Genomic DNA, 11,561 nt, shown 5'->3' on the forward strand with positions numbered 1-11,561 from the left:
AGCCTTTTGTTCCCCTACTCTGAGCCTGTTAAGCCCTTCGGAGATGCTTTATATGCAGAAGGGTGAGTTCTCAGAGTGCCCGATTGTTGTGTAGAAGGTGTATGCGCCGTAGTACCAGAGTGAGTAGACACCCCATACTTTTTTTTGACACAACCAATCCATCAGTTCCAGTATATGTTAGATAGCAACCTTGGTCTGTGTTGGTATGCTACGTCTGGATGCGGAGGGGCATTTGTAATGCAATCCTTTGCATTAGGGAATTCACCAACGTTAGACCAACTAAAGGCAGTTCCTGAACCTGCAACCCAATATCTTGAATCTCTTGGTGTTGCTACCCACTTTACTCTACCGTCAACATACAAAACATTTAGTCCTTCCACACCGTGGTTTCCACTTTCTTTATATAATCGCCACGAGTATGGATACATTCCTTTTGGGTCGTCGGTCATAATAGCGGTATCTGGGTGTGTCTGAACATTTAAACCGAGAGCATAAGTGTATGAACAACTTGAAATAGAATTTGAAATAAGCGAGTTAATATTAGCAGGTGTGGCTCTGTAAAGAGCTCCAGGGGTACTGTGTGGCTTGTCAGTTGCTGAACCTGGACATATAAAAAGTTTGTAGTCGGTTATATACTGGGCTGATTCAAATTCAGGCGTTGAAGGGTCTATCTGCCCTGTGAGTAGTGCAAGAGAAACATTCGGTTTAGAGGAAATAAATCCGGTACCAAAATTTGCATGCCCGCTCCATACTGTTGCATCGTCAAAGTCGTGGTAAGGGAAATAGCCGCCCCAATCCTGAGCATATATCAATAAAGCAAGACCTAACTGTTTCAAGTTGTTTATGCAGGCAGCTCTTTTTGCTTGTTCTCTTGCCCTTGATAAAGCAGGGAGAAGCATCGAAGCAAGAATCGCTATGATTGCTATTACCACCAGTAGTTCTATTAGAGTGAACCCTTTACTTGAGTGAAAATTTTTTTGGCGTAGCTCATTTTTTAAGGTATGCCTACCTTTATAGAAAAGTTTTTTTATTTTCATTTTTCACCTTTTTTACTTTTGGCTTGTAAGAAGAAAAACTTTAGTATAAATTAAATTACGGGTATACAGAAACTGGCACAATATTATAATTATTGTCAGATACTGCCCACGTAGGAATAGACGCTGCAACTCCGTGCACCTTTGTTACAGCTGAAAATCTATCTATACTTACAGACTCTACGTGCCCGTCTACAAATAGTAGATTTGCGCGGTTAGAATGTCTGAAATGTACAAAACCTTCTACTGCTTCTCTATAATCGCAACTTGCATATTGGTATCTGTAAACATTTGATGTTTTTGGTTCACGCAACCTTATAGAATCGGCAAAAATCCATAAAGAAGACGGATTGTTTCTTGCAAAAAGAGAAGTTCTTATAGTGTTATTCTGAAATTCAAGTCCTGGCCAAAGGTAGCCCGCTCTTATGCCATAGGTAGACCTTCCGTAATTGTCTTTGTCTGCTGTATGGGTGTACGGTAAAGCAGTAGGACAGACTGCGATATCCTTGGAAAAATAGTTCTTGTATATATCTGTGTTGTAGATATGTGTATGAATTAAACCATCAAAATCGTCAGCATAAATAAGAAGAGCTGTACCGAGCTGTTTAAGGTTATTCATACATACAGTCGCTTTTGCTCTTGCTCTGGCTTTACTAAGAGCAGGGAGTAGCATAGCCGCTAAAATTGCTATAATTGCAATAACTACAAGTAACTCTATAAGGGTGAAACCTGATCTGCTTTTTTTCATTTTTCTCACCTCCTTTCGGGATTTATCCCGAGTACCTCCGAGGGACTTCTTCCCGGGCGGAGCTTGGTTTTATTTTAACCTTATTTTACTCTTTATTCTTCGATTTTGTCAAGCATTTTATAATCACTTGGTACAAGTGAGTTTCAGCCTACGCCAAGGTATACGTGCCAAAGCTTGTAGTTTAGCGTATGTTGGCTTGGGCAGACATACCTTCGCAATGACAAAATAGAGGAGATAAAAAAGGGTGTTTGGAGGTGTTGCTTTTGTTTCTACAATTCTTTTATTTAGTATATTTTTTTATAATTTCTCTCTATTGTAGTAAAATAGAATAAGGTAACAAAATAACAGCTAAATAATGGAGGGAAATATGCTGTATAAAAACCAGATTTTTGATTTTGCAAAAATGAAGATAAGTGATTTTGAAAAGATAAGAAAAGAGAATGGCTGGGGGCTTACCTTCGCTGAATTTAAAGAAGCCCAAAAAAGAGCAAAAAAACCTCTTACTCTTACTGAGGTTTATATACTTGACAGTTTATGGTCAGACCATTGTTCATATAAAAATTCTAAACATAAACTTAAAAATCTTGTGAGAGATAATAGTTATGTTTTAAAAAGCAAAAATAGCGAAGCGGGCGCTGTAAGAATTGGTAAAAGTGACTATTACGCTGTCTTTAAGATAGAATCTCATAACCACCCTACCCTAATAAACCCTTTTGATGGAGCAGCAACAGGAGTTGGAGGTGTTTTAAGAGATATATTTGCTATGGGTGCAACAAATGTAGGTGTAGGTGCTTCATTAAGATACGGTCCAAAAGCAACACCTACATCAAAAAATGTTCTAAAAGGCGCTATTGAAGGGGCTTCTTTTTACTGTAAAGGTATGGAGTTACCAATTATTGCTCTAGATGTATATTATGATGAATCTTTCAAACATAACTGTCTTATGAATGTTGCCGCAGTTGGGGTTGTAAAGAAAGATGACCTGATACCCAATGTAGTACCTCAAAAAGGGGTTGGGTACAATTTAATATATATTGGCAAACCAACAGCAGGAGCTGCTGTTGGTGGAGCTTCTTTTGCTTCACAGGCTTTTGAAGAAGGTAAGAAAATAGAGATATCTTTTGGAGCAAATCCTTTACTTGAAAAAGCGACTTTTGATGTTTTTGAAAAAGTTAAGAAAACTCTTGTATCAAAAAAACTGTTTTCTCAGATGTCTCTTAAAGATATGGGTGCTGCTGGTTTAACTTGCTCAACAGCAGAACAGGTTGCACCGAGAGGGTACGGTATAGAAATATTTACTGAAAAAGTTCCTGTGCCAGAAGGCGCTAAGGTTCATCCCCTTGCTCTTGCGGTTGGCGAAGACCAAGAAAGAAATATGGTTATAGCATCAGATAAAGCAACTGAAGTTATACTTGAGATATTCAAAAAAGATACAAATTTTAATAAGTATGGCGGTAAGATAGCAGTAGTTGGTAAAGTTTTAGCAGAGGATAGGTTTATAATACGAGATAAGAAAGTGGTATACTGTGATATTCCGTTAAGTCTTATTATTGAGGCACCTGTTTATAAACCTAAAGGAATAAAAACTGAGAAAACTGGAAAACTCTTCTCCACTCCTAAACCAAAATCTTTGAAGCAAGAAATTCTCAATGTAATATCTTCAACAAATGTCTGTTCTAAACAAGAGATTTTTAACGAAATGAAACTTGAAAAACCTGATTTACTTGTAACAAAGCCAGACGAAACAGATGTGCCGGTTATAGTACCTTTAAGAAAAGATAAAAACCATAAAAATATTGGTATATCTCTTGTTTTTGGAGGCAAATCTATACACGGTAGAGACGGAACGCCGTTAGAACAAGCGTACCTTGCAACTATTATTGCAAGACTAAAACTTGCTACATCTGGACTAAAACCTACTTCTATAGCTGACGGTTGCAATTACGGGAACCCTGATGTTCCAGAGCATTACCACCATTTCTCAGCAGGCATAGATGGGTTAAACAAAGCCTGTAGGATTCCCATATATAAAGAGAAAGAACCAGTGGCTGTTGTTGCAGGAAATGTGTCTATGAAAAACACTCTAAAAAGTAAAGGTAAAGAAAAGGCAATCGACCCTTCAATGGTTCCTGTTGTTTTTGGGTATATTTCTGATTTCAAAAAAGCTGTTACTACTGGGTTGAAAGAGGCAGACAATATTTTGGTTCTTGTTGGCGAAAGAAGACACGAGTTTAAAGGGGCTGAATATGCAAGGTTAAAGAAACAGGTTGGAAAAAACCTGCCTTATGTTACCCCTAATAAAGCAAGTAAACTGGAATACGGAGTTTTAGAGGCTTCAGAGAAAGAGTTGTTCTTATCTTCTGCTGTTATTGAAAATGGCGGGATGGCAGCGGCTTTAACAAGGATGCTTCTTCTTGGTAAAAATGGTATTGGAGTTCAACTGGATATGGAGTTTATTGGGAATATGAGGGAAGATTATGGACTCTTTTCTGAATCTATCGGATACATATTGGAAGTAAAAAACGAGAATCTAACACCATTAAAGAAAATATATACAAAACACGGTTTAAAATTGATAAATATAGGTGTTACAACTAAAGAAAAAAAGTTTGTAGGTACCCTTAAAAATAAACTGTTGTTTGAAATTTCCTTTGATGAACTCAAAAAAAATTGGAGGCAGTAATGGCAACATATAAACAAGCAGGGGTTGACGTCAAACTTGGAGATATATGCTCTCATATAATGTCTGAATCTGCTGATAAAACATTTTCAAATAGAAACAATAAGTTAGGTAAAGTAAAAGTTATTGAACAGAAAGGTCTGCACAGAGTGATAACTATATCTCTTGGAGTTTTTAAGATTATGCTTAATAGCGATGGCATAGGGACAAAGGTGGAGTTTGCAGAAAGAATGGGTAGACACGATACTATGGCTTACGACCTTTTTGCTATGTTATGCGATGATTCTGTTAGATATGGGGCTGAACCTATTGCTATATCTAATATTTTGGATATGAACTCTCTTAATAAAAAAATTGTTCAAGAGTTAGCTAATGGTATGGAAAAAGCAGCAAAGGTTGCAGGGGTTGCAGTTATATCTGGTGAGATTGCAGAGTTGGGTAGAAGAGTGTCTGGATATGGAGATATAAATTATAATTGGGGCGGCACTGTGTTAAGTGTTATAAAAAAAGAACTTGATAGCAGAAAAATAGTTGAAGGTGATTCTGTTGTTAGTTTTAAAGAGTATGGGTTCAGGTCAAACGGAATTTCTCTCGTAAGAAACGTTATGGAAAAAAAGCATGGTCAAAAATGGCATACAAAAAAAGTGGATGGAAAACAACTTGGAGATATGGCTCTTGAACCATCTGTTATATATTCAAAAGCTGTGTTAGATGTGTTAGATTCCATTAAAGGTGTTGCACATATAACAGGTGGAGGTATACCGGGAAAACTTGGAAGAGTAATATCAAAAACTGGGCTTGGAGCAGAGATATCCGATCCGTTTGAACCTTGCCAACTAATGTCTTTAGTTCAAAAGGAAGGAAATATTACTGATAGAGAGGCTTATTTGACATGGAATATGGGTCAAGGTATGATGGTAATAACAGATAACCCCGAAAAAGTAATGAAAACCCTCAAAAAATATAAGATTGAAACAAAAATTTCTGGACAAATAACCGACCAAGATAAGATAAGAATATATAGTAGAGGGGTTTTCAACAATGGTAAAACTCTTGAGTTTTCAATAAAATAAGGGAGGACTTAAAAATGAATAAAGAACTCTTTAAAAATATAGAATCTGAAAGGATAAGATATCTTCCTACATATATATTTCAAGAGATTAATGATAGAAAAACAATACTTATCAAAGAGGGTAAGGATATAATAGATTTGAGTATGGGTAACCCTGATATGCCTGCACCTAAACCTGTTATAGAGAAATTGATAGAGGCAACCAGTGATAAGGAAGCTCACCGTTATAGCGTTTCAAAAGGTATAATGGCGTTAAGAAAAGGTGTATGCGAATGGTACGAAAAACGGTTTGGAGTAGTGCTTGATGCTCAAGAAGAGTCTATCGTATGTATTGGTTCTAAAGAGGGTGTTAACCACCTTGCTCTTGCAATCTTTAACCACAACGATACAGTTATGGTACCTAACCCCACCTACCCAAGCCATTTTTATAGTGTGGCTATTGCAGGCGCAAAAATATATGATATGCCTTTAACGAAAGAGAACAATTTTACTCCAACCTTACCTGAAAATTTTTTAGGTAGTGAAAAACCAAAGGCTATAGTGATAGGGTTTCCAAGTAATCCTACCACACAGATTGCTGATATAGGTTTTTTTGAAAGAGTTGTAAAGTTTGCTAAAAAGAACAATATTATTGTTATCCACGATAATGCTTACGCTGAACTTGGGTTTGACGGGTATAAAGCTCCAAGTTTTCTTCAAACAGAAGGGGCTAAAGAGGTCGGTATAGAGTTCTACTCTCTTTCTAAAACTTATAATATGGCTGGTTGGAGAGTGGGTTTTGCTGTCGGTAATAAGTATATAATAAAAGCGTTAGCAAGACTTAAAAGTTATTACGACTATGGTATGTTTGCTCCTATACAAGAGGCAGGGGTAGCGGCTTTGAGTCTTGACCAAAAATATATAGATGAAACAGTTGGAACATACCAGAGAAGACGAGATATTTTGGTTGAAGGTTTAAATAAGATCGGATGGAAGGTCCAGAAACCTAAAGCAACTATGTATTTGTGGGCCGAAATACCTGACAAATTTAAGGAGATGGGGTCAAAAGAGTTTAGTCTATATCTTATGGATAAAGCAGGTGTAGCAGTTTCACCGGGTATTGGGTTTGGTAAATATGGTGAAGGGTATCTAAGAATTGCTCTTGTTGCAAATGAAGAGAGGATACGCCAATCAATCTGTTCTATTGAAAAGATAATGTAATTATGCAAAACTATGTTAAAATAAGCGTTTTGATATAAAAACAATTGCGTACTGGATTAAGAAAAGTTTTATTGGATAAAATATGAGTAAATATCTGTTTAATAATTACGGGGGCAGTTATCAGTTAAATATTGAAAAACCGAAAGATTTGAGGAAAATTGTTGACCTTGATGAAGCTTTATGGGCTGCAACAAGTTTGCCTATAGAAATACTTAACATTGATAAAAAATTTCTGGAATACCTTGATACTGATGAGAATGGTAGAATAAGAACCGATGAGATAAAATATGCAGTGCAATGGGTTTTTAACATATTGAAAGACTGTTCACATTTATCTGAAGGAACAGATGTACTTCTGCTTGATAATATTAATATTGATATCCCCGAAGGTAAAACATTGCAAGATACCTCAAAAATTATTCTTTCAAACCTAAATGTACCTAACTCTCCTAACAGAATCAATCTTTCCCAAGTAAGAAATCTTCAAGGAATAATGGCAAGTTCAACCACCAACGGAGATGGGGTTATAGCGCCTGATGCAACAACCGATAAAGAACTTTCTGACCTTATAGTTCTTATAATGGAAACAATCGGTAGTTCAAATGCTGCAAGCGGTAAATTAGGTATTAATTCCACACAGACATCAGAATTTTTCACTCAGGCTTCACTTTACCTTGAATGGCTTGAGAAGGGTCAAATTCCAGATAACCAGGAAAATACAGATATTATGGTGTGGGGAAGAAATACCATTGAGGCGTACAGTTCATTAAAAAAGGTTGCAAGAAAGGTAGATGAGTTTTTTGCTCAATGCGCTATATCGCAGTTTGATAGCAGAGTGAAAGAATCATTACAATTGAAAGAGAAAGAACTTGAAGAGATAGATTTTACTGATAAATCTCTTATACTTGATAGGTTAAAAACAGCTCCTCTCGCTAAAATAAATAATGAAAACACATTATATCTTGACGGTTATATAAATTCTTTATATTCAAAAGATATATCTGATTTTAAAGAAAAAGTTTTGGTAAAAATTTATGATGAAAATATATCTCGATTAGACCTTGAAAAATGGGAGAATGTTAAAAACATTTTTGCTCCTTACAAAGATTATACCGATAATAAAAAAGGAGAAAAGGTTGAAAAAATAGATGTTGCTCTTTTACGTAAATATATAGAGGAAGGATTTCAAGAGAGGATATATACACTTATAAAACAAGATTTAGCAGTAGCTGAAGAAATCAAACATATAAAAGATGTTGAAAAATTGCTCCTTTACCAAAAGTTTTTATTTGAGTTTGCTAACAATTCAGCAAGTTTCTCTAACGTTTATAATCCTGAGATACGCTCTATTTTTGAAGTTGGGACACTTATTATAGACGGTAGAAAAATGCCGTTTACTATTCTTGTGAACAATATGCCTGCACATAAAAAGATTGCTCAAGAAAGTAATGTATACCTTATATATCTTACTGTAACAAGCAAAGATAACGGAGAAACACAATTTAATGTTGCTACATCTGTTACTTCAGGAGATTCAGGTAACTTAAGAATTGGCAAAAGAGGCGTCTTTTTTACAAGGGACGGTAAAGAGTGGGATGCTGAAGTAATCGATATAATAGTAAACCCAATAGGGCTTCTCGAGTCTATTAAAGCACCTTTTATAAAACTTGCAGATTCAATAAAAAATCAGGTGGAAAAATTTGCAAAAACAAAAGAAGCTAAACTTGAAGGCACTCTTGTAGCCCCTACAGGTGCAAGCGTAACCAGAGACCTTATGGTTGGAGGTGGAGTAGCAATTGCCGCAATAGGTTCCTCTTTTGCTTATATAGCAAGGGCTGTATCACAGGTGAAATTAGGACATTTTTTAACAACGATAATCATTATTCTTGCTACTATTTTAGTGCCGAGTTTGCTTATGGGAATAGTTAAACTTCGCAGACGTAACCTTAGTATATTATTTGAAGCATCGGGATGCGCAATAAATGTAAGAATGAAATTAACATTAGGGTTAGGAAAATTGTTTACCTATATCCCTGCTTACCCACCTAATTCACAGAGAAAGAAACTGGATATAATTGAAGAGTTGACAAAAAAGATAAAAATGGCTAAAGAGGTTAGTTGGGAGCAACTTTTTAAGACTATTTTTATTACACTGCTTGTCTCGTTTTTGGTTTTTATTTTAGTTATTCTTATGTTGAAATTTAGAATCCTGCCGATATAAAAATAGGGGCGACGGCGTATTTCTGTGGGATAAAACTCGCAAAGACGGAATGGGGGTAGTGAAAAACGAGATTCCGGATCAAGTCTAGAATGACATGCAGGGGAAGTCTCCGCCTTTTATCGCTCTGTTATTCATTTTTTTAGCCTGCCAACTACCCCTCCACCTACGCCAAGGTTTACCTGCCGAAGCTTGTATTTTAGCGTAGGTTGGCTTCGGTGGATAAACCTCATCCCATTAACCTCTCTGCAAACCCTTGGGGATTTCCAATACCTATAATTCTCAAGGGGAGAAGGCAAAAACGGGAGGGTGTATGCGCCGTAGTACCAGAGTGAGTAGACACCACATACTTTTTTAAATCCAAAGCCTTGCTTCCATAGCCTCCAAAAGAGTGTTCAGCGCAATATAAAAGAATGCCTCTCTCGAAGTTGACTCTAATTTCTTTTTAGCTTTCATACCTTGCCAAAAGACAGAATCTATTTTAGCATCTATCAGTTCAAAGACCTCTTTTTCGGAAGTCTTGTTGCCAGATTTTGAATCTTTCCATTCAATATAAGACGCAATCACTCCCCCACTATTAGCGTAAAAATCTGGTAAGATGTTTATCCCTTTATTTAAAAGCACCTCTTCTCCTTCTTCAGTAGTAGGGTTATTAGCACCTTCAACAATAAGTTTTGCTTGCATTAATTGTGCGGTACTTTTTGTAATAACACTTTCAACTGCAGCAGGGATAAAAACATCTGTTTTAAGAGAGAAAAATTCATCCTCTGTTATTGCTTCTGCAAAAGGAAAATTATTTATACTGTCTTTACTTAAAGGAGCGTACTTGAAAAGAGCCTCTATATCAATTCCTTTTTTGTTATATATCACTCCTCCAATATCAAAAACGGCTATTACTTTAACTCCCATTTCAGAAAGAAAGTGTGCCGTCCATCTTCCTACGTTCCCAAAACCTTGTATAGCAACATTTGTACCTTCAATGTTTTTCTTTAATATATTCTCTACACCAAGTTTGGTGGCTTTTGAAAGCCCTCTCCCTGTTGCTTGAATTCTTCCAGAAAGCCCCCCAAGAACAATAGGTTTTCCAGTTACAGTTTCTGGTTTACGGGTCTCACCATAAATAACTGCCATATCCAAAGGAGAACTACCTAAATCAGGCGCTGGTATATATGACCCTGAATAGAGTTCCTCTCTTATCATACGCACATACTCTTTTATTATTGCAACTTTTGCAGAAGTTTCGATTTTATAAGGGTCTAACCTAATACCTGATTTTCCGCCCCCAAAAGGTAACCTCATAAGAGCATTCTTATAAGTCATTATCTCGGCAAGGGTTCTAACCTCTTTAAAAGAAACATCTGGTGCCAATCTTATCCCACCTTTTGCAGGACCAAGAGCAGTGTTATGGTAAACGATGAAAGTATCTAAACAGGCAAGGTTTTCGTCTGCAATCTTTATATTGAGAGCAAGTTTTATCTCTTTACGGGAATTGTTTAAGAGAATTTCAGCATCTCTTGGAATATTTATAAATTTTTTCATCCTAGCAAGTTTAACCAGCGCCATTTTGCTCCTTAAAGTTTTAACAATCTTTTTGCGTTTTTCTCAGTAATTTTTTCGTATACTTGTTTTGAAATATGGTTATTTTTTAAAGAATCGTTCATATAAGATACTATTTCAGACGTCTGTCCTTTATGGCAGATATCGGTACCAAATAAAAGTTGGTCTTGGAATTCTTCGAGGAACCAATACCCAAATTTCATATCTCTGGTTATAGCATTAAAACCGCTTCCAGCTGAAAGATCGCCACATAGGTTAGGATATTTTTTCATCAATTCACAAACCCTACCTGGACCAGGTATAGGGTCTTTAGGGTACCCTATCCTTGTTTCTTCTGTCACCCCGCTACTTATTTCAGACCAGAAACCTGTTGCATGTCCCATAAAAACTGTTTCTGGGCATAACTGTAAGGCTTTTTCAATGCGAGGCAGATGTAGGTCGTCAACCAGCCCGTAACTTCCGCTAAATTTACTATATAAGTGAAAAATTATTGGAAACCCAACCTTGCCACAATACTGGTAAAGATTGATACATTTTGGGTCATCAAAATAGAGGTTTGCGGTCAACTCTCCAAGACCTTTACAACCTAAATCTTTGTAACGGTTAAGTATCCAAGAAAAATCTGTCTTGTCTGAGTTAGAACCAGAACGTGGGTCTATGTTACAGAAAGGTATAACTCTATCTGGGTATTTTTTATGCATCTCGAGAACTTCCTCAGTACCAAAATAAAAATATCGAGTTTCAGGGCTACAGCCAATAGGGAGCACAACAAATTTCTCTATACCCAAACTATCCATTGTCTTTACAAGGTCGTCAGCTGTAAAGTAGTCTTCTGGTTTTGCGTTCCACATATTAATAACATGTGTATGAATATCGATAAACATCTTTTCTCCTTTTTTGTCTTTCCAACATTATTCTGTACTTCCCATTTTGTCTTATATGAAAAAATATGTGTTTAGGAACGAATTACGAGGTGCTAACCGACGCTTTTTGTCGTTGCGAAGGAACGCTTTGTGTGACTGCGGCAATCCTCGTTTTTATCCTATACACTA

8 protein-coding genes and 1 pseudogene are annotated in these 11,561 nt (G+C 36.4%); 4 read left to right on the plus strand and 5 right to left on the minus strand.

Annotated features, from left to right (window positions below; translation table 11 throughout):
• Positions 1–161: 161 nt before the first annotated feature.
• The 3 genes and pseudogenes from M0P98_07855 to M0P98_07865 all read right to left on the minus strand — a co-directional run bounded on the left by M0P98_07855 (position 162) and on the right by M0P98_07865 (position 1,782).
• Positions 162–1,037: a type II secretion system GspH family protein gene (locus M0P98_07855; protein ID MCK9266767.1), complete on the minus strand. Its 876-nt coding sequence runs from the start codon at positions 1,035–1,037 to the stop codon at positions 162–164.
• A gap of 55 nt (positions 1,038–1,092) precedes the next feature.
• Entirely contained in the window at positions 1,093–1,653 is a 561-nt protein-coding gene (locus M0P98_07860; protein ID MCK9266768.1) for a hypothetical protein, read from the minus strand.
• A 39-nt stretch (positions 1,654–1,692) separates the two neighbouring features.
• Positions 1,693–1,782 (minus strand): annotated as a pseudogene (locus M0P98_07865) (prepilin-type N-terminal cleavage/methylation domain-containing protein).
• A gap of 367 nt (positions 1,783–2,149) precedes the next feature.
• Here M0P98_07865 and M0P98_07870 point away from each other — a divergent pair.
• The 4 genes from M0P98_07870 (at position 2,150) to M0P98_07885 (ending at position 8,955) form a co-directional block, all read left to right on the plus strand.
• Positions 2,150–4,465: an AIR synthase related protein gene (locus M0P98_07870; protein MCK9266769.1), complete on the plus strand. Its 2,316-nt coding sequence runs from the start codon at positions 2,150–2,152 to the stop codon at positions 4,463–4,465.
• On the plus strand, positions 4,465–5,535 hold the full coding sequence (locus M0P98_07875) for an AIR synthase-related protein (protein ID MCK9266770.1): 1,071 nt from the start codon (positions 4,465–4,467) through the stop codon (positions 5,533–5,535). The genes M0P98_07870 and M0P98_07875 overlap by 1 nt, the downstream gene beginning before the upstream one ends.
• Positions 5,536–5,549: 14 nt before the next feature.
• Positions 5,550–6,734: an aminotransferase class I/II-fold pyridoxal phosphate-dependent enzyme gene (locus M0P98_07880; protein ID MCK9266771.1), complete on the plus strand. Its 1,185-nt coding sequence runs from the start codon at positions 5,550–5,552 to the stop codon at positions 6,732–6,734.
• Positions 6,735–6,816: 82 nt separating this feature from the next.
• Positions 6,817–8,955, plus strand: coding sequence for a hypothetical protein (locus tag M0P98_07885; GenBank protein ID MCK9266772.1), 2,139 nt, complete (start codon positions 6,817–6,819; stop codon positions 8,953–8,955).
• 351 nt (positions 8,956–9,306) lie between these two features.
• On the opposite strand, the gene M0P98_07890 is transcribed toward M0P98_07885, so the two are convergent.
• Together M0P98_07890 and M0P98_07895 are read right to left on the minus strand one after the other, a co-directional pair.
• Positions 9,307–10,515, minus strand: a complete 1,209-nt coding sequence (locus M0P98_07890) for a Glu/Leu/Phe/Val dehydrogenase (protein ID MCK9266773.1) — start codon at positions 10,513–10,515, stop codon at positions 9,307–9,309.
• 8 nt (positions 10,516–10,523) lie between these two features.
• Positions 10,524–11,393 (minus strand): amidohydrolase family protein, encoded by an 870-nt coding sequence (locus M0P98_07895; protein ID MCK9266774.1) that lies wholly within the window; start codon positions 11,391–11,393, stop codon positions 10,524–10,526.
• Positions 11,394–11,561 lie beyond the last annotated feature (168 nt).

Source organism: bacterium (assembly GCA_023230585.1).
In the GTDB taxonomy this organism is placed as follows: Bacteria; Ratteibacteria; UBA8468; order B48-G9; family JAFGKM01; genus JALNXB01.

Bases quoted from the DNA above. Each gene is read 5' to 3' on its own strand.
- M0P98_07875 (MCK9266770.1), top strand. From the start codon at position 4,465: ATGGCAACATATAAACAAGCAGGGGTTGACGTCAAACTTGGAGATATA.
- M0P98_07855 (MCK9266767.1), bottom strand. From the start codon at position 1,037: ATGAAAATAAAAAAACTTTTCTATAAAGGTAGGCATACCTTAAAAAAT.
- M0P98_07895 (MCK9266774.1), bottom strand. From the start codon at position 11,393: ATGTTTATCGATATTCATACACATGTTATTAATATGTGGAACGCAAAA.
- M0P98_07860 (MCK9266768.1), bottom strand. From the start codon at position 1,653: ATGAATAACCTTAAACAGCTCGGTACAGCTCTTCTTATTTATGCTGAC.
- M0P98_07880 (MCK9266771.1), top strand. From the start codon at position 5,550: ATGAATAAAGAACTCTTTAAAAATATAGAATCTGAAAGGATAAGATAT.
- M0P98_07885 (MCK9266772.1), top strand. From the start codon at position 6,817: ATGAGTAAATATCTGTTTAATAATTACGGGGGCAGTTATCAGTTAAAT.
- M0P98_07870 (MCK9266769.1), top strand. From the start codon at position 2,150: ATGCTGTATAAAAACCAGATTTTTGATTTTGCAAAAATGAAGATAAGT.
- M0P98_07890 (MCK9266773.1), bottom strand. From the start codon at position 10,515: ATGGCGCTGGTTAAACTTGCTAGGATGAAAAAATTTATAAATATTCCA.